This window comes from Pedobacter riviphilus, from assembly GCF_014692875.1.
Taxonomy (GTDB): Bacteria; Bacteroidota; Bacteroidia; order Sphingobacteriales; family Sphingobacteriaceae; genus Pedobacter; species Pedobacter riviphilus.
In genome coordinates this window covers 5,665,640-5,690,294 of record NZ_CP061171.1, presented here as the reverse complement: position 1 = coordinate 5,690,294, position 24,655 = coordinate 5,665,640, and the positions used below count along the sequence as shown (strand labels likewise).

At 39.0% G+C, this 24,655-nt stretch carries 13 protein-coding genes; 2 read left to right on the top strand and 11 right to left on the bottom strand.

Annotated elements, in window-relative coordinates; all coding sequences use genetic code 11:
* The first annotated feature begins 159 nt into the window (after window positions 1-159).
* Window positions 160-3,186: a glycosyltransferase family 117 protein gene (locus H9N25_RS23550; RefSeq protein ID WP_190327432.1), complete on the top strand. Its 3,027-nt coding sequence runs from the start codon at window positions 160-162 to the stop codon at window positions 3,184-3,186.
* Between the two features lie 215 nt (window positions 3,187-3,401).
* Window positions 3,402-6,443 (top strand): glycosyltransferase family 117 protein, encoded by a 3,042-nt coding sequence (locus H9N25_RS23545; RefSeq protein WP_190327431.1) that lies wholly within the window; start codon window positions 3,402-3,404, stop codon window positions 6,441-6,443.
* A 328-nt stretch (window positions 6,444-6,771) separates the two neighbouring features.
* Here H9N25_RS23545 and H9N25_RS23540 read toward each other — a convergent pair whose 3' ends face one another.
* The 11 genes from H9N25_RS23540 to H9N25_RS23495 all read right to left on the bottom strand — a co-directional run bounded on the left by H9N25_RS23540 (window position 6,772) and on the right by H9N25_RS23495 (window position 24,602).
* A complete protein-coding gene (locus tag H9N25_RS23540) occupies window positions 6,772-7,734 on the bottom strand; it encodes an acetyl-CoA carboxylase carboxyltransferase subunit alpha (protein WP_167296479.1) in 963 nt (320 codons plus the stop codon).
* Between the two features lie 743 nt (window positions 7,735-8,477).
* Window positions 8,478-10,037 (bottom strand): S10 family peptidase, encoded by a 1,560-nt coding sequence (locus tag H9N25_RS23535; protein ID WP_190327430.1) that lies wholly within the window; start codon window positions 10,035-10,037, stop codon window positions 8,478-8,480.
* Between the two features lie 157 nt (window positions 10,038-10,194).
* Complete coding sequence (locus H9N25_RS23530; RefSeq protein WP_167296478.1) at window positions 10,195-10,596, bottom strand: hypothetical protein; 402 nt, start codon at window positions 10,594-10,596, stop codon at window positions 10,195-10,197.
* A 428-nt stretch (window positions 10,597-11,024) separates the two neighbouring features.
* Window positions 11,025-13,364 carry a family 20 glycosylhydrolase gene (locus tag H9N25_RS23525; protein ID WP_190327429.1) on the bottom strand — a complete coding sequence of 780 codons (2,340 nt, stop codon included), beginning with the start codon at window positions 13,362-13,364 and terminating at the stop codon, window positions 11,025-11,027.
* Window positions 13,365-13,593: 229 nt separating this feature from the next.
* Window positions 13,594-14,931: a SusD/RagB family nutrient-binding outer membrane lipoprotein gene (locus tag H9N25_RS23520; RefSeq protein ID WP_223833504.1), complete on the bottom strand. Its 1,338-nt coding sequence runs from the start codon at window positions 14,929-14,931 to the stop codon at window positions 13,594-13,596.
* Window positions 14,853-15,188 (bottom strand): hypothetical protein, encoded by a 336-nt coding sequence (locus H9N25_RS24815; protein ID WP_223833503.1) that lies wholly within the window; start codon window positions 15,186-15,188, stop codon window positions 14,853-14,855. Before H9N25_RS24815 ends, H9N25_RS23520 begins: the two co-directional genes overlap by 79 nt.
* Before the next feature lie 38 nt (window positions 15,189-15,226).
* Window positions 15,227-18,484, bottom strand: coding sequence for a SusC/RagA family TonB-linked outer membrane protein (locus H9N25_RS23515; RefSeq protein ID WP_223833502.1), 3,258 nt, complete (start codon window positions 18,482-18,484; stop codon window positions 15,227-15,229).
* 185 nt (window positions 18,485-18,669) lie between these two features.
* Window positions 18,670-19,737: a FecR family protein gene (locus H9N25_RS23510; RefSeq protein ID WP_190327428.1), complete on the bottom strand. Its 1,068-nt coding sequence runs from the start codon at window positions 19,735-19,737 to the stop codon at window positions 18,670-18,672.
* A 797-nt stretch (window positions 19,738-20,534) separates the two neighbouring features.
* Window positions 20,535-21,089, bottom strand: coding sequence for an RNA polymerase sigma factor (locus H9N25_RS23505; RefSeq protein WP_190327427.1), 555 nt, complete (start codon window positions 21,087-21,089; stop codon window positions 20,535-20,537).
* Window positions 21,090-21,150: 61 nt separating this feature from the next.
* Window positions 21,151-23,034, bottom strand: a complete 1,884-nt coding sequence (locus H9N25_RS23500; protein WP_190327426.1) for an alpha-amylase family glycosyl hydrolase — start codon at window positions 23,032-23,034, stop codon at window positions 21,151-21,153.
* Window positions 23,035-23,225: 191 nt separating this feature from the next.
* Window positions 23,226-24,602, bottom strand: a complete 1,377-nt coding sequence (locus H9N25_RS23495) for an MFS transporter (RefSeq protein WP_190327425.1) — start codon at window positions 24,600-24,602, stop codon at window positions 23,226-23,228.
* Window positions 24,603-24,655: the final 53 nt, after the last annotated feature.

Below are 24,655 nucleotides of genomic sequence, written 5' to 3'. Positions count from 1 at the left end.
GAGCGATTTTAAAATATTTTTAATTTCTTTCCCGCTGTTCCTGTTTGCGATGCAAAGATAAAAAAATCATCATATAGCGTGCAACATTTTCTTTTTTTATGCGACTTTTTTTACCACGAACCACTTAAATCATTTATTATCAAAGACTAAAATTAAACTATGAATTACTCAAGGATTAACACCATTGGAGGCTGGCTCTGTTTTATCGTTGCCGCGCTTACCTACATCTTAACTTTAGATCAATCTGTAAGTTTCTGGGACTGTGGCGAATTCATTTCTTCTGCCTTCCGAATGGAGGTGGTTCACCAGCCAGGTGCTCCAATAGTTTCCATGATCCAAAGGTTATTTTCGACACTCGCTTTTGGCGATAAAACCAAGGTAGCCTATTTTATAAACATATCATCTGCACTTGCAAGTGCAGGTACAATCCTCTTTTTGTTCTGGACCATTACTGCACTGGCCAAGAAAACAGTAATTAAAAAAGACGAAGAAATCACCAATCAAAAAATTATCGGGATTATGGGTGCCGGTTTGGTTGGCGCCTTAGCTTATGCTTTTTCTGACAGTTTTTGGTTTTCGGCCGTAGAGGCTGAGGTTTACGCGATGTCGTCGCTTTGTACGGCTATTGTATTTTGGGGTATATTAAAATGGGAATCGCAGGCTGATGAACCTAAATCAGACCGTTGGTTACTTTTTGTGGCTTACATGATGGGAATTTCTATTGGTGTACACATCTTAAACCTGCTTACCATTCCTGCCTTAATATTTGTTTATTATTTTAAAAAGAATCCATCGCCCAGTTGGCAAAGCATTTTAAAAGTATTTTTTGTTTCAATTGCTGTTCTAGCGGCCATTCAATTTGGCATCATTCAATATATAATATCTTTTGCAGCAAGTTTCGATTACTTTTTTGTAAACACCATTGGCTTAGGTTTTGGAACGGGCATATTGTTTTTTGCAGTGCTCGTAATCGGGAGCTTGGTTTATGGCATCCGTTATTCTATCCTTAAAAATAAAAGGATTTTAAATCTGGCTATGTTATTTACCGTTCTGCTGCTTTTTGGATATAGCTCTTTTGCACTCCTCATTATCAGGGCGCAGGCCAAACCAAATTTAAACAACTATAATGTAGATAATGTATACTCTTTTTCGAGGTATGTTGGTCGCGATCAATACGGCGACAGACCACTGCTTTATGGAGAGAATTACAATTCAGAAAAAATCGGCATTGAAGAAACGGGTAAAATTATACGTAAAGGCGACAAAAAATACGAATCGGCAGGCACAAAATCGGCATATGTTTTTGCCGATAAAACTTTATTGCCACGCATGTACAGTGATAAACCTGAACACATTAACTTTTACAAAAGTTACATGGGTTTTAATGATGAACATAAACCTACCTTGATAGATAACTTAAAATACATGTTCTCTTTCCAGACCGGGCAAATGTACATGCGTTATTTTATGTGGAATTTTGTAGGCAGGCAGGATAATGAAGATGGGCAGTTCGGCGGAAAAGATGGCAATTGGCTTAGCGGCGTAAAACCATTAGATGCAATTAGGCTTGGCAGTCAAAAAAACCTTCCACCATCCATCGTAGAGAACAAAGCATATAATAGGTTTTTCTTTTTACCCTTAATTATCGGTTTAATTGGTGCCATTTGGCATTTTAAACGTAACCAAAAGGATGCAGGCATTATTGGTTTACTCTTCGTTTTCACTGGAGTGGCTATTGTGGTTTATCTTAACTCTGTTCCTGTTGAACCACGCGAAAGAGATTATGCCTACGTAGGCTCTTTTTATGCTTTTGCCATCTGGATCGGTTTAGGGGTATTTGGATTAAAGGATTGGGTTTTTCAAAAATTAACACCCCAGCGTGCAAGTATTTTTGCTACAGTTATCGCCTTGTTCGGTGCGCCGATAATTATGGCCAACCAGGGTTGGGACGATCACGACCGTTCTGATAGCCACGTAGCGAGAGATATGTCTGTCAATTACCTAAAATCATGTGCTCCCAATGCCATCTTGTTTACTTATGGCGATAATGATACCTATCCAGTTTGGTATGCGCAGGAGGTAGAAAATATCCGCCCGGATGTACGCGTAGTAAATTTAAGTCTATTTACGGCTGATTGGTACATTGATGGGATGCGAAAAAAGCAAAACGAATCTGCCCCCTTACCCATCACTTTAAAGCATGAGCAATATGTTGAAGGTACGAGGGATATTATGTACTATCAGGATTATAATATTGCGCAGCATATTGAGTTACAAGAAATTTTGGATGTGCTCCTATCCGATCATGACGAAGATAAAGTAACCATGACAGATGGTTCCAAATACAATGTATTACCAACCAAAAACCTTAAACTGGCTGTAAGCCCGCAACAGGTTTTGGATACCGGAACTGTGCCCAAGGAAGATGCAGGTAAAATTGCAAGCAGTATGGAATGGACTTACAATTCGAATTTTGTAACCAAAGGCACCTTGGCTTTATTTGATATTTTAACACACAATAACTGGGAACGACCGATTTATTTTAGCGGAGCCATGCCCAACGAGCAATATATAGGGCTTAACAAATATCTCTATTCGGAAGGGTTAAACAAAAGGCTGCTTCCATTAAAACCTGATACGGCCATTACAGAAGATTATGAACGCATCAACATTAAACCTTTGTACAACAACCTGATGAATGTGTATGGTTTTGGTAATATCAAAAATGCCAATCATTTAGACAGGCAATCTGCTGATGATGTAACCATGTTATCGAATATGTTTAATGGTTTATTAACCGGCTTAATAAACGAAGGCAAAATTACCGAAAGCAAAAAAGTGGCTAATAAATATTTTGAGGTGATTCCTTCTAAATTTTACAGTATGCGTCAGGTAATGAGCACTTATTATTTAAGCGAAAACCTGTATCGGTTAAATGATTTAAACCGTGCGAACGCAATGATTAAAAAAACTGCTGATTATGTAGGCAAAGAGTTAACCCATCTTGCTGATGTTTCAGAAAGTAAAAACCAGCTATCATCAGAGCAGAATGTACGTTTCTATCTCGGTTATTTAGGGCAAATGGTAAAATTAACCGAAGTATTTAAACAGGCTGGGCTAAGCAAAAGCCTCGAAAAACAATACAACGATCTGATTATAAGGTTTACCCCATTTGCTGCAGGTTAAGCAAAAAACATTCTAAATTTTAACCCATAGGCAGATTTCACCTCTCGGCTTATGGGTTTTTGCTTCCCAATAAATCAAAATCCTTTATGTTAAAGGCCTTAGGCCGTTAAAAATTGTTAAATCAATCTAAAAATTTACCTGTTTTATCGACTAGAATAGTTAATTTCGGCAGCATTTTTATGTGAAAACATTTTTTAATATCATTATACAAACCAATGAATTATTCAAAAGTTAATAATATAGTAGGCTGGATCTGCTTTTTAATTGCTACACTAACTTACGTTTTAACCTTAGAGCCTTCTGCCAGTTTTTGGGACTGCGGTGAATTTATCGCATCGGCATTTAGAATGCAGGTTGTTCACCAGCCTGGTGCACCTTTATTCTTAATGATCCAACGTTTCTTCTCCATTTTTGCAGCTGGAGATTTAACCAAAATCGCTTACTGGATGAACGTAGGTTCAGCTGTTTCGAGCGGAGCAACCATCTTATTCTTATTTTGGACCATCACTGCATTGGCTAAAAAAACGGTATTAAAAGCTGGTGAAGAATTAACAACAGGTAAGTTAATCAGTATTATGGGAGCAGGCGCCGTTGGTGCTTTGGCTTATACTTTCTCTGATAGTTTTTGGTTTTCGGCAGTAGAATCGGAGGTTTATGCACAATCATCGTTATTTACAGCGATTGTATTCTGGGCTATCCTTAAATGGGAAGCACATGCCGACGAGCCACGTGCTGACCGCTGGTTATTGTTTATTGCCTATATTATGGGTTTATCAATTGGCATCCACTTGTTAAACCTACTAACCATCCCAGCACTTGCTTTTATTTATTATTTCAAAAGAACAGATAAAGCAACAACATCGGGAATTATTAAAACCCTTATTGTTGGTATTTTAATCTTAGCGGTAATCCAATATGGTATTATCCAATACCTGGTCTCATTCGGTGCTTATTTCGATCTGTTCTTCGTTAACACATTAGGTTTAGGTTTTGGAACAGGCGTTTTATTCTTCGCTATTTTGTTAATCGGCGCCCTGGTTTGGGGAATCCGTTATTCGATCAAACATCAAAAGAAATTATTAAACCTAGGTTTAATTTCTACCGTTTTAATCATTTTCGGTTATGCTTCTTTCTCGATGATCATTATCAGGGCAAAGGCAGATCCGAACTTAAATAACAGTGCGCCTAAAGATGCTTTCTCTTTCTTAAGTTACCTCAACCGTGAGCAGTATGGCGATAGACCATTGGCTTATGGACCAAACTATAACTCTGAAAGAACAGGTGTAACGGAAGGTAAAACCATATGGAGAAAAGGTAAAGACAAATATGAAGTAGCGGGCAAAAAAACCGACTACGAGTACAACAACAACACTTTATTGCCACGTATGTATAGCGACGACCCTAAACATGCCAGTTTTTATAAAGAGTGGATGCATTTGGACGATAGTAAACACCCTAACTTAGTTGATAATGTTGGCTTTTTGGCCAGTTACCAGATTGGTTACATGTATATGCGTTACTTTTTCTGGAATTTTGTTGGTCGCCAGAACGATGAGCAAGGCCAGGGCAGTGGATTTGAAGGCGAATGGATTAGTGGTATTAAACCGTTTGACAGCTGGTTACGCGGCGATCAAAGTCATTTGCCGCCATCAACAGTTGATAATAAAGCATACAACCGTTTCTTCTTTTTACCTTTAATTTTAGGTGTTATTGGTGCACTTTGGCATTTCAAACGTAACCAGAAAGATGCTGGAGTTGTAGCATTACTATTCTTCTTTACCGGTATTGCCATTGTATTATATTTAAATCAAAAACCTTTAGAACCCCGCGAAAGGGATTACGCTTATGTTGGATCGTTCTATGCCTTTGCGATATGGATCGGGCTCGGGGCGCTGGCCATTAAAGAGTGGTTGTTTAAAAAATTAACGCCAACTGCCGGTGCCATTGGCGCAACCGTGATCGGATTATTGGCCGCTCCGGTAATTATGGCCGAACAGGGATGGGATGACCATGACCGTTCTACCAAACTGGTTCCACATGATATTGCCCTGGATTACCTACAATCCTGTGCGCCAAATGCCATCTTGTTTACTTATGGCGATAATGATACCTACCCACTTTGGTACATCCAGGAGGTAGAAAACGTCCGTCCGGATGTGCGTATTGTAAACTTAAGTTTATTTGATACGGATTGGTACATCAACGGTTTAAGGCAAAAACAAAATGAATCTGCTCCATTGCCAATTTCGATGAAACCAGAGCAATATGTACAAGGAGAAAGAGATGTAATGCCATACGATGATTATAAAATTGCAGGTAGTGTTGAGCTTAAAAACGTAGTTGATTTATTGTTATCAAACGATGAGAGCGATAAAGTAGCCATGCAGGATGGCTCAAAATCTAATTTCTTACCAACTAAAAACCTTAAAATTACGGTAGATCCGCAGCAAGTAGTAAGTACAGGAACAGTGCCTGCAGCCGATGCTTCAAAAATTACCACCACAATGGATTGGAAATTTAATAAAGGTTATGTTACTAAAGGAACTTTGGCCATGTTCGATATCCTTGCACACAACAATTGGAAGCGCCCGATTTATTTCGCTTCTACAGTGCCTTCAGATCAATACAATGGCTTGGATAAGTATTTATACAACGAAGGCCTAGCCATGCGTTTATTGCCGCTTAAGGCTGACACAACAGCATCTGAGGATAGACCAGAGCAATTAAATACACCTGTATTGTATAATAATGTGATGACTAAATTTAAGTGGGGAAATATGAAAACTGCTAAATATTTAGATCCTCAATCATCAGATGATACTTTCATTTTCACCAATATCTTCAGTAGCTTAACCAACAGCTTAATTAAAGAAGGTAAAACTGCTGAGGCAAAAAAAGTAGTAGATAAATATTTTGAGGTAATGCCTGATAAATTCTTCGGCATCCGCACTGTTGTGGTGAAATTCTACATGGCTGAAAACTTATATAAACTAGGCGAAACTGCCAGAGCCAATGATATTTTAGACAAATCTGGCGATTATATCAATAAAGAGTTAAACTACCTGGCAGATATTTCACAATCAAAAGGTTTAACCGGATCGCAGAATATTCAAACCGGCTTATACTATCTGGACCGAATGATTAAAACGAGTAAAGCTGCGGGTCAGGATAAGTTGAGCGAGAAGCTGCAGAAAACATTTAATAACCTGGAAGGCCGTTTATCGATGTTTTTCCCACAACAAGGGCCACAACAGTAAACGGATCTGAAAATAGCTTACAAAGCAGCTGCATTAATTTGTAGCTGCTTTTTTTGTTTGCGTTTGCGCTCGTTTCTAATGACATCATTGAGGGCTGCGCGTCAAAAAACCTATGAGTTACTCACAAAATTCTATTAGATAAGTCGTCATTCCCAACTTGATTGGGAATCTTAAGACTTAACATACGCATTAAGATTCCCGCCTGCGCGGGAATGACGTTCGCCAAATAAAATTACGACAAGAACTTTAAGATTTTAATTTAATCTTCTAACAAAAAAAATCCCGTTCAGCATTGCCAAACAGGATTCAAATTTATTTTAGTTAATGATTATTCGTTTACAACACCCATCGCACAGAACTTATCAATTCTCTGTTCAATCAGTTTATCGGTTTTTAGTTTGCCTAAAGCGGCTAAATCTTTAACAATATATTCTTTTAATGTTTTGCCCATCAATTCCGGATCCTGATGTGCACCTCCAAGTGGCTCAGGAATAATGCCGTCAATTAGTTTGTTTCCAAACATATCATCAGAAGTTAATTTTAAGCATTCAGCGGCTTTCTCTTTAAAATCCCAGCTTCTCCATAAAATAGATGAGCAAGATTCAGGAGAGATTACCGAGTACCAGGTATGCTCTAACATGTACACTTTATCGCCGATACCGATACCCAAAGCACCTCCAGAAGCACCTTCACCTACAACAATGCAGATAATCGGTACACGTAGAACAGACATCTCCAATAAGTTTCTTGCAATAGCTTCACCTTGTCCACGTTCTTCGGCTTCTAAACCAGGGTAAGCACCCATAGTATCGATAAAAGAAATAACAGGTTTATTAAATTTTTCTGCCAAACGCATTAAACGCAATGCTTTGCGATAACCTTCAGGGTTGGCCATACCGAAATTGCGAAACTGACGCTCTTTGGTATTTTTACCTTTTTGGTGACCGATAACCATTACCGTTTGACCATTTATAGAAGCAAAACCGCCAATAATTGCTTTATCATCTTTAACCGTTCTATCGCCATGCATTTCAATAAAATCATCGCAGATCATATTGATATAATCGAGGGTTTGCGGGCGATCTGGGTGACGGCTCATCTGAACCTTGTTCCAACCGGTTAAATTTTTATATAAGTTATTGGTAGTTTCATCTAATTTACCATCAAGCTCGTCTAAAGTGGCAGACATGTCTACCTTAGTTTTTTCCGCAACTTGCTTAACCTTTTCTATCTGCTGAACTAAATCGGCAATAGGTTTTTCAAAATCGAATGATGTTTTTATTTGCTGCATAATTGAACCACAAAAATAAGTAATTATTTTTAGTTTGCAGTGAACAGTTTTTTGTTTGCAGTTTTGGGAGGGTGAAATCGCTTCAACGTGTTGACAAATGGCTATCACAAGTAGTTATTCTTTATGATTTGGAAAGCAATTGCAGCAGTACTTTGGTTTCGTCCTGCTCTCTCTCCTGCCACTATGAGGGGTTTCCGTGCTACCGCCCTAACCTACCTAGCCCTGATTGAAATGAAAAGCCCGCAAACGAGGCACGAGTGCGGACTTGTAATGTAAAGCAGGACGAACATTAATTATTGAACTGCGCCTGCGCTCTTAATAAGTTGAAAAGCAATAGCGATGCACAAAGAATTCTTTCTGTACTAAAAAGATGATATGATTTGGAAAGCAATTGCAGCAGTACTTTGGTTTGGTTCTCCCCCGCCCCCGCTTCTGCTCCGATGAAACCTGTAAAACAAGCAAGCACACCATAAAAACAAAAAAACAGTGCTTAAATCGGGAGCATCCACTAGGGTCGGGTTTAGATTACAGCTGCTCCTGCCACGATGAGGGGTTTCCATGCCACCGCCCTAACCTACCTAGCCCTGATTGAAATGAAAAGCCCGCAAACGAGGCACGAGTGCGGACTTGTAATGTAAAGCAGGACGAACATTAATTATTGCACTGCAACTGCGCTCCTAATAAACCTAAAAGAGTTTGACAAATTATAGCAATCTGCATAAGAATTTGTCAACTCTAAAATTTTAGAACTTCGCGGCCTCTCCTGCTTTTGGTAATGCTTTTTTAATAAACTCACGGATATGGTTATTGGCCGTTTTCAGATCATCTTTACGTAAATACATCATGTGTCCGCTACGGTAACCTTCCCAGCTCATGCGATCCTGAAGTTTACCAGATGCATCTAGCTGCCACATGCTATATTTGGCATTGAAATAATCGCAGGCCCCATCATAGTAACCTGATTGCACCAATAAATGCAGATAAGGATTCTGTGCCATGGCTTGGCGGAGATTATCGCCGGTTTGATCTCCAGATTTATCCCACGGGTATACAGAACCGAACATATTGTATTTCAAATCGGTTTTATAGTTGAGCTCGTTGCGGATGTACATATTGATGGCTGGCGTAAAGGAATGCAACCAAGAGGTTAGCTCTGCATTATAATCGGGCCCTTCGCCGGCACTCATTTTATCGATACCACGGTAGCGCGAATCTAGCCTACCAACAGTAAACCCTTTATCTCTCAATAATTCTTTCCAAAAGAAATCGGTTGGTACGTTGAGGTTATAATCTAATATCACTTTTTCTGAAAGACCAGAGTAACGGGCCATTTTTGAGGCAATGGCTTTCTTTTTATCGGCGCTCAACATCCCACCCTGCGAAATAGCAGGAATTAATTCGCTAATGGTAAAACTTTCCACTTCAGGAAGCATAGCCGTTAAATCTTTGCTTTGTAAATCGGCCGCAAGTGCCTTATGATACCAGGCTGTAGCTGCAAAATATGGTAAGCGTAAAGCGGCATCAACTGGGCCACTACGTTCAATACCAAGTTCGGTTGGCGAAACCAATACCACACCGTTTAAATACATCCACTGACTGTTTTGCAGCTCTAAAGCTAAACCCGAAACACGTGTGGTGCCATAACTTTCGCCGATTAAAAATTTTGGAGAGGCCCATCGGTTATTACGGGTTACAAAAGTATTGATCCACTCAGCCAGATATTTAATATCGGCACGTACACCGAAGAATTTATTGGTTGGAATATCTTTGCTCACCGCTCTTGAATAACCCGTATTAACCGGATCGATATATACAATATCTGCCACATCTAAAATAGAGTATGGATTTTCTTTATAACCATAGGGCTGTACGGGATAACCTTCGTCATCAATATTCAAAACCACGGGACCGGTATAAGCAATGTGCATCCAAACTGAAGCTGAACCAGGGCCACCATTAAAAGAGATTACTAAAGGTCGCTTATCGCGATTTTGCACATCACTACGTTCGTAATAAGTATAAAACAAACCTGCAATCGGTTTTCCATCTTCATCCCAAACTGGCAAAGTACCCGTAGTGGCTTTATACGGAACAGCCTTGCCATCGATATTTACACTGTGATTGGTAACTACCGAGCTCTCCACTTTAATAGTTCTTTCATTTGCTGAAGATTTAGGTTCATCTTTAACGGTAACCTGGGTAGTGGTTACGGTTTCTTTTGATTGGCTTTTTCTTGGTTCTTGTTGTGCATATGCAAAAATGCTCATGCTTAAAAATGTAGCGAGTATAAATCTGAATTTCATTGTTTTGGTTTGGTTTCTAAATATCAAACTATTGTAGCGTTAATCAAAAAGCGCATTAGAAATGTTACCATAAAAAAACCAGCATTGCTTTTGGCAATGCCGGTTCTGCAAAAAACTGCTGCAATGAAGCAGTAGACTCTTTATTTAGGGTTGCAACTTAAATTACAACGGCTTCGGCACTTGCATCTCCAATCTGCCAGCCTATTGTTGGATTTCCAGTAACCAATACATCTACAAAATATTCATAATAAGATCCAGCTTTATAACCTTCGAAAGTATCGGCGTAAATTGGACCTGAGGAATGGGATACCGAAGTTAACGGAACATTACCCTCTCCTTGTATGGTTACCGTAATACTCGAATAAACCTGCCCGGTAGTATACTGAAGTGTTGCCACCGCAGCCAAGCCATTACTGGTAGTGAAATTTTTTGTAACCGTAACCACTCCCCGACGCGTAACCTTTTTAGGCGAAAGAGTTACTTTTTCGGGTGTAAAACTACTAAACAGACAAACTGTAAAAGCTAAAGAAGCAACGAGTAAAGCAATTGTTTTTTTCATTTTCTTTTGTTTAAATGGGTTAAATATTAATTAAAAATCATTTGTGTATAGCGCCAGAAAATACAACTACAGTCTTACGCAGCAGTAAAAGTGAATAACCATTAAATTACAGGTGAGATACAGTAGCTTGTTAATTAAAGATAATGTTTTATTAAGGAGATATTTTTCCAAATTAACGCGCAAACGTTTGATTAATAAGCCGATACTAACTCATAAAAAGGAATCAAATCCAATATCTGCGACTATTTAATATTACAGTTTAAATATAGTTTAAGCATAAGGAAACAAAGTCTCAAACTGTTACAGCACAAACGTTTGCTTAAAATATTATTCAAAATGCGGGAACAAAAAAGCCGACATGCATATTGCGATGTCGGCTGATGAAAACTGATTCAATCGAGATGAGGGCATTATTTAATTCTTTTTTATCATTTTAAGGCCAGAATCTCTTCGTCTGACAGTACCTTGTTCCAAACTTGTAATTCGTCTAACTTTCCGTTAAATCCACCAACTGTTTGAAGTGGGAAAAACAAAGTTTCCGATTTACGTACTTTCGTTTTGTCTTTGTCTGTAAACGTGATCCAGTTATCATACAATCGCTTTTCGAGTTTACCATTTACGTAAAGACTGGTGCCTTTGTTGGTTCCCGTTATGACTACATGTGTCCAACTATTTTCAGGTACTGCATATCCAAAATCAATATCGTAACCTTCTCTCGAAAAGCCAAGTTTGCCAGTACCTGTCTGTCTTAATTTTACAGTAGCGTTTGGCGATTTGAATAATACTGCACCATCCGAGTTGTTACTGGCAGGGTTTATCCAAAACGAAACGGTATAATTATATCCTATTTCAGTGTATGGTAAGCTGACATAACTATCTTTTCCTGAAAATGACAAAGCATTTTTTGAATATCCTTCTGCGTAAACAGCTCTCGTAGTTTTAATTTGATTATCCTTTTTATCAAAATTAAACAGGGTTGTAAATGGCATATCGTTTTTAGATAGCTTGCCGCTTATATTTAACGATGGGCCTTCTCCTATGTTTTTGCTCAAAACGTTAAAGTCGTCGAACTTTAAAGTAGTATTACTGCCGCCCCACATCTTTTGTGATAATACCTGCATGGCAGGGAATACCCTGTCGTGTACATCTTTTTCTGTAATTCCGTTGCCTACAATATCATTCCATACCGCAAAAGAGCCCCCTAATATAGTCGGATCGCCAGGTTTAAACTGAACATTCCCGATCATAGAAGGTGTCCATTTGTTATAAAGATTTTTAATATTCAGATAATCGTAATAGTATCCTGCTGCAGGTACAATATACAGCCATCCGTCAGGCGTACTGATTTGCTTATAGCCCAGTTTCTTCATTTCAACAGGGTTAGCGTAACCGTTATACCAAGTATTCATCACCACATTTTCTACTTTTACAGGAGTGGTACCTTTTGCGTGTGTTAACGCTCCCCAAAGCCTAACATCTTTTCCAAAGCCTTCTACATATTTAATCATGCGATCGGTAAAAGCCCTAAAAACCTCTGCATCTTTTTTAGCATATTCATCTGTACCGATGTGAACCGCTTTACCGGTGAATACCGGCGTGCTGCCTGAAATATATTCTTTAAACACATTTTCGATAACTGTATAACTAAGTGGATTATGCAAATCGAGATGGTCCATACCATATGCTTTACTACCAATTTCGGGAACCACCTTGGTAAAGGCCAGTGCATGTGCCGGTGCATCAATTTCCGGAATAATACGAACAGCATAATTATCGGCTAGCTGTTGTAAAGCAATAAATTCCTTTTTGGTATAGAAACCATCTTTTGCTGTTAAGCCCGGATAGGTTGTATTTTCTAAACGGAAAGCCGAATAGGTATCGGCCCAATTATCGTTGAAATATTTTTTAAAACCATTATCATTTAAGTGGATCTGAAAATCGTTTAATTTATAATAAGACATAAATTTCACATAATCTCTTAAAAACTGTAGGCTAAAGAACTTACGCCCTACATCTAACACAAATCCGCGAACTTTAAACTCTGGGTAATCTCTTGCCAACCCTTTCGGAATAGCATTTTTCTGTTCCAGTAGTTGCAATAAAGTTCTGGTTCCCCAGAATAAACCCTGATATTTTACAGCACTAATGGTAACAAAATCTTCTGTATTAAAGTAATAACCTTCTTCTCCAATGCTCTTATCCTTTACGTTTAAGGTTAAAAAAACATCCCCTTTCTTAGGCTTACCTTTCACAATTAACAGGTTAAAACCTAATTGATCTTTCAGCTCTTGTTTTAAAATACTTGCAACGCGCTGCAACTGTTTTTCATCCGCTGTATTTAAAACAATTCTGCTTGCTGCAGTTAAAGAGAAATCGCCTTTACCACCATGCCATTCGCGTAAAGCAGGGATTACAAAAGGCTGTGGGTTAACTCCTCCATCAGGGAATTTGCCCGGAACAACGATCTGTTTGGATACATCGTACTTTATTGTATCACTTACCTGACTAATCAGCTCGAAGTACAAGTTTACATTTGTGGCCACCAATGGAGTAGTTATGCTTCCAGATTCGTCGATAATCGGTGTGCGGTTACTTCCCTTAAATACCAAGGAATAACCCTTCGGACTTTGAGGGAAAACAATTTTCTTATCACCAGCCTTTATTTCTTTAATGTTAGGCACTGATTGAATAACTGTGCTGTCGGTTTGACCGAATAAAAGGCTTTGAGCGGTGATAATGAAACCAACCGTAAATAGAATGCTTTTCATGTGTAAATAATGAATTAATATAAAGTAGCGTTTAGCTTATTCTGTTAAGCATATCACAGTTTTAATACTGAAGATGATGCGCATATTGAGTTAAAGATAAACTAAACTTTTTCATACACCCAAGCAAGTTTCACGCAAACGTTTGATGAAAATACAATAGAAAATAATGGAACAAAAAAGCCGACACTGCATAAGCAATGTCGGCCAGTAAAAACCGGGATGATATAAATTATTTATCCCACCAAACTCTACCGGTCAGACTATCTCCGCCAGGTACAGCCGCAGAAGCGGCTTTATAGTTAACACCGTTCTTCGTTGCCTCTTCTACTGGATACGGGAAACGGCGGGGAATAGTTCCATTAGTAGCATTTCCGGGGTAAACTACGGGGCTTAGTGCCGGGAAACCTGACCTGCGCCAATTAGACCAGGTTTCGTAAAAATCTAACATGGTACATGTATGTAGCCAGTATTGGGTATTAATCATTTCTAATCCATTTGCCGGAATATATGGATTGGCGATGGCGTAGGCGTCGGCTATTGTGCCCGATATTGCCAGGCTAGCGTCGTATTGCGATAAGAAAGTGATACCAGCAGATAAACCATTAGCATAGTGGGCCGCCGCAGATCCGCCAATTGCCCATCTTTGTGCTGCTTCTGCCAATAACAATTCACTTTCGGTATAGGTTAAGATAAAAGTTACCCCGTCTTTCTTAATCATTGCTGGGTTTGGTGATGAATAAGCAGCAAAAGTTGTATAGGAAGCATCTTGCCTCACATCTCTGCCTGCTATACCGCTCAGGTCTTTTCCGTTAGGCATTCCTTTTTGTAAAAGCGGATCGGCACTGTAATTAGGATTTTGTGTTTTACTGTTTTCATCAAGATAAAGACCTGTAACCGCAACTTTTCCTAAACGTGGATCGTTCGCTGTTTTTAATTTATTAATAAATGTCTGCGACCACTTCACATAATAATTTTCTTGTCCGCCATCGCCGGCCAGTACCTGACTATTACGATTCTGGGTTACTCTCGCACCTGATACATCATGTTTAACAAGGGCATTATCATCGTTACTAATCATCGTTTTACCAATAACTTTTTGAGCATAAGCCTTAGCCGTGTTTTCATCTACTTTGGTTAAACGCATGGCTATACGTAACAATAATGTATTTCCGAATCTTTTCCATTTATTGATATCTCCTTTGTAAATGGCATCTCCTGTAACCTTATCTCCATTAACATCCAATGCATTTGTTGCTTCTTCTACTTCTTTTAACAAATCGGTATAAATTGCCTGTTGTTTATCATATTTAGGTGCCAAATTGCCTGTGTAATAACCTTGTCCTGCTTCTGAATAAGGTGCATCGCCATATAAATCTGTAATACGTTCAAAGATCAGTGCTTTCCATAACCGGGCCACCTGCCGAACGTTATTATATTTAGGAGATCCTTTTGTAAATTCAACAATATCTACAATCGGCTTAACCTGCTCTACGTAAGCCCCAACAGTTGTGCTGCCCCAGTATGCTGCGGTATAACCCTCGTTAAGTAAATATTTATCCCCGCCCAATAACTCAGCACGGTAGAAAGTCCCTGCATCATGGTTGATGAATAAATGAGATTTCCTCTCCAGGTATCGTAAGCGAAATCGATACTCCCGGTGTAAGTAAGCTGAGCAGTAGTTAAAGTATAATTGGGATCAAAAGTTGCTGCTCCATATGCAGAAGGGTTGGTATTGATATCCTCGAAATTTTTGGTACAACCCGAGATCATTAACATGCCGATACAAAGTAACAGGCTATATTTTTTTAATATGTTTGTTTTCATTGTTCTGTCTGTTTAAAATTAAAGCTTAACACTAAGGTTTACACCAAACGTTCTAACCGGCGGTACACCCCCAGTTCCAATCCCGGAAAAGTGGCATTGTAACTCGATTCAGGGTCGATATTATCTGTCTTTTTCATCAGGATAAATAAATTTCGACCAACAAGACTTACATTTAAGCCATGTATCTTGTTATTGAACATTTTGGCAGGAAAGTTATAACCCAGGGTCATCTGTCTGAACTTTATGAAACTAGCATCCTGTACAAATTTATTTGATACGTTATCTGCAGAAAGCTGATAATAAGCTGCAGCGGTATTTCCTAAAGCTTCACGGTTTTCAAGTGTGGCCTGGTGTAACCCAAATACATAGCCATAATAATCGGTAGCTGAAAATAATTTCCCGCCCCATTTACCATCAATCAAAAATGATAATGTTGCCCCTTTATAATTAAACTCGTTATTCCAGCCGGCAAACCATTTATTATAGGCAGAGCCATATGCAACAAGATCTCCACGTTGGGGGGCACCGTTTGCGCCGAGCATAATATTGCCTGATGCATCGTACTTATAATCATAAGCCATCACCTGAGAGGCTGCTTTGCCCGGAATATTCTGTAAAAAGCCAACTCCAGATCTTGAAGTGGCAATAAGATTTGAAGTCACACCATCTGCAAGCGAGATTACTTTGTTATCATTATACGATCCGTTTAAAGAAGAAGTCCATACGAAATCTTTGTTTTTTACCACCTGACCAGAAAGCAACAGCTCCACCCCTTTATTTTCTATTTTGCCCGAGTTCAACACCGCACCACTATAACCTGTTGAGGTAGATGTGGTTACAAAAGTAATTTCATCTTTAGATATTTTTTTGTACCAGGTAAAATCAAGGTTTAAACGGTCTCCAAAGAAGCGCATTTCCGTTCCGATCTCCAATTCTGAGGCTTTTGAAGCCTTTAATGCAGAATTAGGAATATTTACATTCGAAATGGTACCCAATGGCAATCCGTTCAAAACCTCACTTCTCAAACTATAGGTCAACAAAGTTTGATAAGGATCAGTGGCCTGGCCAACTACTGCGTAACCTGCCCTAACTTTACCAAAGCTTAAGAATGATGGTTTCCAAAGTTCTGAAAAAACAAATGAACCACTAATGGATGGATAAACCACATTTAACTTATTGTCTTTACCAGGTGTTGCCAGTGTAGAAAACCAGTCGGTACGTCCGCTACCGGTTAAATACAAAATATCTTTATATGTGAGTTCTAAAGTACCATATACAGATTGTGTTTCGGCTTCGGATGTGACATAAGCCACTGATTTATTTTTCGCATTTAAAATGTTATAAACACCCGTTACGGCAAAATCGGCACCACTATTGGTCGTTTGAGTTATATTTGTTCTACGGTAACTGCCACCGATATTTGGCGTGATCGAGAAATCTTCGTCTATTTTAAAGGGCTTGCCGATTAATACATCGACGTTAACATCTGCAAATTTGGTGGCCTGCTCTACAATTTTACCGGGAGCATAATAAGCTGTACCCGAGGGCACTACATTTTTATAGGTATCGTTATAAGCATCGCGACCCGCACGACCTTGTAAAAACAAACCATTATCAAAAGTATAGCGGGCATTAAAAGAGCTGATCAAACGTTCGCGTTTGGTATTGTTTACAAATTCGTTTGCCGCAAACCATGGATTGGTGGCATAAGCATTGCCTTTATTGTACTGAATTTCATTTCCATTTGCATCTTTCCAAGGATCGAGGTTTTTTACACTTACACTGGTTGGTAAAAAGGCCACATTATAATTGGCATTACCTGCACCATCTGATACCATCGGCCTGTTTTTAGCCTGCTCTAAAATGTAATTCATGCGGGCATCAATGGTTAGGCGTTTAATTGGGTTAAAGGTGCCTACCAGATTAAAAGATTGCCTGTTTAAACCAGAATTAGGCACAACCGAAGTATTGTGTACATCGTTGGCAGATAATCGGATGGAGCCACCATCAAAACTTTTATTCAAAGCCAGGGTGTTAGACCATGTGCCTCCGGTACGGTAAAAATCTTCTATATTATTTTTCTGTGCAGTATAAGGTCTGCTTACCCCATCAAACTGAACCACGTTAGAACCATCTAATCTGGCGCCCCAGCTCGATCCACCTACCTGTGCAGCAGCAGCGGCATCAGTTGGCTTTACACCATTGGCGCCCTGTCCGTAAACGTACTGCCAGTTGGTTCTGTCCATTACTTGCTCTGCAACGTAATTGGTATTAAATTCGATGCTATTCCCTTTTCCGCTTTTGGTGGTGATCAGAATTACCCCTGCTTTTGCACGGTAACCATATAATGCTGCAGCCGCAGCACCTTTAAGTACTGAAATACTTTCAATATCATCTGGATTTAAGTTTCCAACTGCATCCCCAAAATCCGGTGCATTATCGTATTGGCTACCAGAGTTGCCATTGGCATTTAGGTTATTTAAACCTACCGGTTTATTTTCCATCGGTACACCATTAATTACATATAAGGGCTGGTTGGTTTGGCTTAAGCTGGAAACTCCGCGAATGGTTACACTGGTTGCTGCGCCAGCACCGCCTGATGTGGAACTGATATCTAAACCAGCTACTTTACCTACTAAAGAGTTGGCTACATTATTTTCTCTGGCCTGTGTTAACGTTTCGCCACTTACCTGTGTAACCGAATAACCTAATGCTCTTCTTTCTTTTTTGATACCTAAAGCAGTAACCACTACATCAGTAAGCTGTTTGGTATCTTCTACCAGTACGATATCGATACTGTTTTGCGTGCCTATAGCAATTTCCCTGGTTTGAAAACCAGCATAAGAAACCACCAAAACTGCATTTTCGGGGGCATTTAAGACGAATTTCCCGTTTATATCGGTAGAAGTGCCAATACCAGTTCCTTTAACCCTCACACTTGCACCAGGCAAAGCCCCTCCAAGGGCATCTTTTACGGTTCCACTAATGGGTACTTCTTTATTTTTGCTGATTACGATTAAGCCGCCTTCAGAAACAGAATATTTCAGGTTTGTTCTGTTTAAAATGGCTGCCAGCACATCCGTAACCAAAGTATTGGTTACCGTAATACTTACGTCTTTATTTACCGGAACATAAGAAGAACTGTAAACAAAATGGTAACTGCTTTGCTGTTCAATAATCTGTAAAACCCTGGCTAGCTTTGTTTTTTTAACATCTAAAGAAATTTTTTCCTGAGAAAAAACCGATGCCGAAACATTAAGACAGGTAATGAAAACCATAATACAGGCTAGTTTCATTAGCATAATGAATTTTAGAAGCGCCTTATATTTTGGGCGCCCTTGCAGTAAGTAATAATAAATCATATTTTTGTTTTTTTGGTTGCATAAAGTTCTTGGCAGCAATCTGTTTGCGCATAAACTGCCATTAATTAATCAAAAGAGAAATTTACAAGGGCGGTGCTCCAACACCGTCCTTTTTCTTCCTATTTCGAGATGGTTACCTGTTTTCCTTTTATCTCATATTTAAAATTATTTTCAGCTGCTTTTAAAGCATGTAAAACTTCTTCAATGCTTTCGTTTGTAATGGTTGCCGTAAAACGGTATTTTTCTATCGAAGGATCTGTAAATTTAATTTCGACGTTATACCATTTTTCTAAAACATTCTTAATCTCATCAAAATCCTGATCGTAAATTTCGATCCGGTTCTGTGTCCAGGCTGTTTCTACAATGGTGCTGTCTTTAATCTTTGTGTAATGGTTAATAGTAATTTCGGGCTGTAAGGTGGCATGCTTAAGTAATTTACTTTTCTGCTGCTGAGCAACACTCTTGTAAAAAGTAACTTTCTCGCTTGGTTTTAAGGTAATGGTCCCACCGTTACCATTTACCCCTTCCATTGTAATTAGGCCACGGATTAAAGTGGCTTCTGAAGTTGTTTCATCGGGATAAGCCTTTACATTAAAAGCAGTACCCAATACATTGATGTTAAAATCGGTTGTGCGCACTTTAAAAGGTTTGTTTTTATCGTGAGCCACATCAAAAAAAGCCTCGCCTGTTAAGGTAACTTCTCTGTATTGATCGTTAAAACCTTTTGTAACCGATAAAGTGCTTTTGGCATTTAAGAGTACTGTTGTTCCATCTTGAAGCTTAATTTTTTTACGCTCGCCGCTTTTTGTAGTAAAGCTATAAACCTCCTGTGCAGCATTTCCGGTATTGTTGTGCTTAAAGTATGTGTTATAAACCAGCACTGAACCAAGCACTAAAACTAATGCCGCTGCAATTTTAAGCCATAAATAACGGTTCAGTTTAACCACTTTTTCTTCAGGAAACATACTTCCCCTTAAAATCTCGGTCTGTTTATTTAATGGGCGTTTATTCCCGCTCAATATCACGTAAAGTTTTTTTGCTTCTGCAATTACTGCAGCCTGCTCGGGGTGGGCATTAATGTACTTTTCCCAATATCCAATGCAAAGCTTATCAGTCCCGGCACAATATTGCTGGAAAGTGCTATCGACAAGAAAATCTTCTGCATTGAATTTACTTCTATCAACCATTATCATTTGCCTTTTATATATCAGTGCCCAAAAGCTTTACTTTTTCCTAAGAAAATTTTAACTTTTTTTTAATATAGCGGAATATGTGCCCTGAATGAGAACACAATGAAGAAATTTAATTTGCAGGAATAGTATTTTCAAAGGTTCTAAAGGGTAGGGCAGATATTTTTATTACTTAAATAATTGCAAGTTTTTTTGGGAAAGCAATTACAGCAGCATTTGGGTTTGATAGTCCTGCTATCCGCTTTATCTCACTGTGTTCAATGCCCGCTTCTATCAGGTTTAGGGGCGCAGTCTGTTTTACTATTTGGGGCTGCAGGGTGCAAAACAGGTATAAGGAGCACAAAGCCTCTTATTCCTAAACCCGGTAGTAACGAAAATCCTTTTTATTGCTTAAAACAATATTAACTATACCGTTTATCTGCAATAAAAAGATTGGAGTGGATAACGGGACTACAGCACCTACGGAGACGGAAATGTTCGTTTCAAAAATATAAAAAACTCTCAATTATCCACAGCTGGTAAACTATGGAAATAAAAAGACCCTTAGTAGATTTAAGTACCGTTTATTTTTGGGCGTTTTAACACGCTATCCGCTGTATCTTTTGGCTTTCCTTCGACTCGGCTCAGGATGACACCAAAAGGATGCCGCTTCTATCGTTAACGCATATTTTCTGTCCAAATGAGAAGTTTATAACGAGATTGAGCGTAAGGGAGACTTTGGAAGTTTTAAGACAGGTTATTCATCAAGATTTACGAAGTTCTTTCACTGCTGCAATTAAACTTCGTAAATAATTTTATGTATTAAATTCTTTTCTCAGGATTTTAAGCGCATCGTAAATGGTATTATACGCCGTTTTTATCGTCTGGTTGCTTTGTTCGGCAATCTGCTCATAGCTTAAACCTTCAAAAAATTTTAAATGGATGAGCTGTTTTTGCTTAAAGGTGAGTTTTTCCAATGCATTTTTGAGCTGATGCTGCACCAGTTCGTCGCTTTGCACCTTAACAATAAACTCTTCGTAGCTCATTTCCATCCAATCGCCATCGGCCCCGGCATTAAAAAGCGCATCGTTAATTTTGCGCTTTCTTTCCAATATCCTGAGCAATTTGCGCTTAAGAAAGGTACGCAGATAGGCTTCAACATGATCAACACGGGTTAAGCTTTCGTGTTTCTCCCAAATGGTGGTAAAAACAAGATCTGTAGCTTCACTGGCAGTATCGGCATCGGCACAAACCCTGATACCGAAATTAACAAGTGGATAATAAAGCGCTGCATACAGATCAAAAAACGCATCTTTATCGCCAACCCGTAACCGTTCCCATAATAAGTGATGCGTTAGTTTACTGCTCATTAACCTGTTAGTTGTTATCACAATATTAACTAAAAACAACAAGATTATTGCCTACAGATTTTTACTTTAAAGCTGCCTTACTAAAAATGTGATATTCTCCCGGTGCTAAAGTTCTGTTATAGCTATTTGATGAAAGGTTAATGCTGCTTCCTATCGCATCAACCCAGGCACCGGCCGATCCGAAATCGATATTAGCGGTTTGATTTACTACATCAAAATTGCCTACTACTACAACCGTATTTGCTCCTTCTATTAATTTAATGTATTTGACTCCTCCGGCAAGACTATAGGTGGAGTTTGTTGAATTAAAAATACTGTTGTTCTTTTTCAGCCTGATCAATCTGGCATAAGCATCGTACAAAGCTTTACGGTTAGGATCTGTATAATAATCCCATTTAATCGGTTTTTCACCCGTTCTTCCATTAAAATCGATGTTGATATCGTAACCAAGCTCGCCAAACTGCCAGATCATTTTCGGACCAGGGATACTAAATAAAAATGCAGCTACCAATTCTTCCCTTTTTAATGAGGTGGCTAAATTTCCTTTAATTACATAACTACCTGAAGCATTTCCATAGGTAATATTCTTAAAGTTTAACCGCTCCTCGTCGTGACTTTCGCTATATCCAACCAAGTTCTCTGACTTGGCAAACCCATGATTGGCATAAAAACCCCATTGAAAATTAGAATTATCTAACCAACCCATGGTTGCCTCGTTCATATTGTAATTCATGTTGTTCCAAAGCATCATACCATCATCGGCCAAAACTTTTTCTTCCGATTCTTCGGCAAAGTGTTCTAAAATCACGTAAAAATTAGGATCAATACTCTTGATATAACCATTATAATCTTTCCAGATCGCAATGCGGCTTGCATCATAAAGTCTAAACTGTGCATCATCGGTCGACGATTTCTGGGTAAACCCTTTGGAAAGGTCGAAACGGAAGCCATCAATTTTGTATTGCTGCATCCAAAATTTCATTACATCTTTCGAGAATTTTTTGGTGGCTTGGCTTTCATGGTTAAAATCGTAACCCACATTAAAAGGATGTTTGGCATCAACATTAAACCACGGACTATTTGCAGTAGGTTTTGAGCCATCGAAATACAATTGCACCATAGGCGATTGGCCAAAAGAATGATTTAATACCATATCCATAATTACGGCAATGCCGCGGCCATGGCATTCGTCAATAAAGTTTTGCAAAGCCGTTTTGGTACCATAATATTTATCGGGTGCAAAATAAAACGACGGATTGTAGCCCCAGCTTAAATTACCTTCAAATTCGTTTATCGGCATTAACTCAATTGCGTTTATGCCCAAACCCGTTAAATAATCGAGTTTGGCCAAGGTTGATGCATAATTATGATCGGCGGTAAAATCGCGGATGAGCAATTCGTAAATGACCAGGTTATCTTTAGTGGGACGGGAAAAGCTGGCATTTTTCCAAGTATAAAGTGGCTGATTAGCTTGCATTACACTTACAATTCCTGTTGTTTTACCTGTTGGATAGACTTTTAAATTTGGATACGTTGCTGCAGTAATGTATTTATCATTATCAGGATCGAGTACTTTTTCGCAATAAGGATCGGCAACTTTTAAGTTTCCATCTACATAAAACTGATAGGCATATTCTGTATTTGGGTTTAAGTTATCTATCTGAATCCACCAATAATTTCCATCTGGTGTATTTTTCATGGGTAAGGTCGTGGTTGACCAATCGTTAAATTCACCGATCAACGATACCGATTTTTTACCGGGTGCATAAAGTGTTACAATAGCCGATGTTCCGTTATTGATAAATACCGCTCCATCTTTGGCTCCGGCAGGTAAAGCTGCTGTTTGATTGGTTGGCGTTGGCTCTATGCCACCATCTGTAGATGCTTTTTTACAGGCGCTATTAAACGCTACTATCAATAGCAATAGATAAATTATTTTTTTCATTTGGCTAGGGATTTATGATTTACAGGCACAGTTTATCTCCTCGGTTTGTGTCCCCACAAACCGAAATGTTGGTGGTCTGTGGGGACACAGACCATGGAATAACTATGGATTTATTAAACTGATCTATTTGATATCTTATATTGACCTATTTATATCTTATTGGTCTGTGGGGACACAGACCAAGGAATGGTTTATACAGATCTATTTTCTTCTACTCCAAGCTTTGAAGCCAAGACTTCGTCAGTTTTCTTTGGTTCGCGGATAAATACATAACAGATTACAGCAGCTAAAATCATTAAGCCTCCGCCCAGTTGAACTGCCAAAAGCCTATCGTTATGGAGTACATTACGCATTAACCAACCAAAGCCTAAGGAGGCAATAATCTCTGGCAATACAATAAAAAAGTTGAAAATGCCCATGTAAATTCCGATTTTATCTTTGGGTAAAGATCCGCTTAACATGGCGTATGGCATAGAAAGGATACTTGCCCAGGCAATACCTACGCCCGTCATACACAGATACAACATGTTTTTATCATGCACCCAGGCCACGCTGATCAAACCAATGGCGCCACAGGTTAAACAAAGGGCATGTGTGGTTTTGCGTCCCAAGGTATCGGCAATTTTTGGTAACACCAGTGCAAATAGAAAAGTAATTACGCTGTAATAAGCGAGTGTTAAGCTACCAAAATCTGCTCCCTGTGCATAAACCGGATCAGCAGCATCTTTACCACCAAAAACATTAACAGCAACAGCCGTAGTATAATAGAACCACATTAAAAACAAACCTGGCCAGGTAAAAAACTGAACCAAAGAAACAATCTGCATTCTTTTAGGCATATTCTTCAAGGCAGAAAAAATTTCCCTTGCACCACCGCCAAAACCTTTATTGCTTTCTTTTACTTTTTCTTTAAAATCTACATCCTGAGGTGGATATTCTTTAGTGGTAAAAACCGTCCATAACACCGCGGCGAAGAAGAAAAAAGCACCTATGTAAAAAGAAAATTTTACGTTTTCTGGAATACTTCCTTGTTCTGCGGTATTGGTTAAGTGGAATACATTGTTCATAATCCACGGTAAGGCCGAGGCCACACTCCCACCTAAACCAATCATCATACTCTGCATAATAAACCCCCGGTTAACCTGGCTATCGGGTAATTTATCGGTAACAAAAGCGCGGAAAGGTTCCATTGCAATGTTGCCAAAAACATCTAAAATCCAGAGTAATCCCGCAGCCATCCATAAAGCACTGCTATGTGGCATAAAAATCAGCGCTATACTGCTCACAATGGCACCAATCATAAAATAAGGCCTTCTTCTGCCCCATTTTGGATGCCAGGTACGATCGCTCAGGTAACCAATGATTGGTTGTACCAATAAACCCGTTAAGGGCGCGGCCAAAAACAATAATGGAACCTGATCTGGATTGGCACCAAGGTTTTCGTAAATGCGGCCCATGTTGGCACGCTGTAAATCCCAACCGAACTGGATACCAAAAAAACCAACGCTCATGTTGATAATCTGTACGAGTGTTAATTTCGGGTTCTCGAATACTGTTTTTAAGCTCATTTTATTTGGTTTAGTTTTTAACCGCAAAGGGCACAGAGCGAAGAAGCAAAGAG

Excerpts from the sequence above, each read along its gene's own strand:
- H9N25_RS23540 (WP_167296479.1), bottom strand. The coding sequence starts at position 7,734 with ATGCAGCAAATAAAAACATCATTCGATTTTGAAAAACCTATTGCCGAT.
- H9N25_RS23495 (WP_190327425.1), bottom strand. The coding sequence starts at position 24,602 with ATGAGCTTAAAAACAGTATTCGAGAACCCGAAATTAACACTCGTACAG.
- H9N25_RS24815 (WP_223833503.1), bottom strand. The coding sequence starts at position 15,188 with ATGAAAACAAACATATTAAAAAAATATAGCCTGTTACTTTGTATCGGC.
- H9N25_RS23525 (WP_190327429.1), bottom strand. The coding sequence starts at position 13,364 with ATGAAAAGCATTCTATTTACGGTTGGTTTCATTATCACCGCTCAAAGC.
- H9N25_RS23545 (WP_190327431.1), top strand. The coding sequence starts at position 3,402 with ATGAATTATTCAAAAGTTAATAATATAGTAGGCTGGATCTGCTTTTTA.
- H9N25_RS23510 (WP_190327428.1), bottom strand. The coding sequence starts at position 19,737 with ATGGTTGATAGAAGTAAATTCAATGCAGAAGATTTTCTTGTCGATAGC.
- H9N25_RS23530 (WP_167296478.1), bottom strand. The coding sequence starts at position 10,596 with ATGAAAAAAACAATTGCTTTACTCGTTGCTTCTTTAGCTTTTACAGTT.
- H9N25_RS23500 (WP_190327426.1), bottom strand. The coding sequence starts at position 23,034 with ATGAAAAAAATAATTTATCTATTGCTATTGATAGTAGCGTTTAATAGC.
- H9N25_RS23550 (WP_190327432.1), top strand. The coding sequence starts at position 160 with ATGAATTACTCAAGGATTAACACCATTGGAGGCTGGCTCTGTTTTATC.
- H9N25_RS23535 (WP_190327430.1), bottom strand. The coding sequence starts at position 10,037 with ATGAAATTCAGATTTATACTCGCTACATTTTTAAGCATGAGCATTTTT.
- H9N25_RS23515 (WP_223833502.1), bottom strand. The coding sequence starts at position 18,484 with ATGAAACTAGCCTGTATTATGGTTTTCATTACCTGTCTTAATGTTTCG.
- H9N25_RS23505 (WP_190327427.1), bottom strand. The coding sequence starts at position 21,089 with ATGAGCAGTAAACTAACGCATCACTTATTATGGGAACGGTTACGGGTT.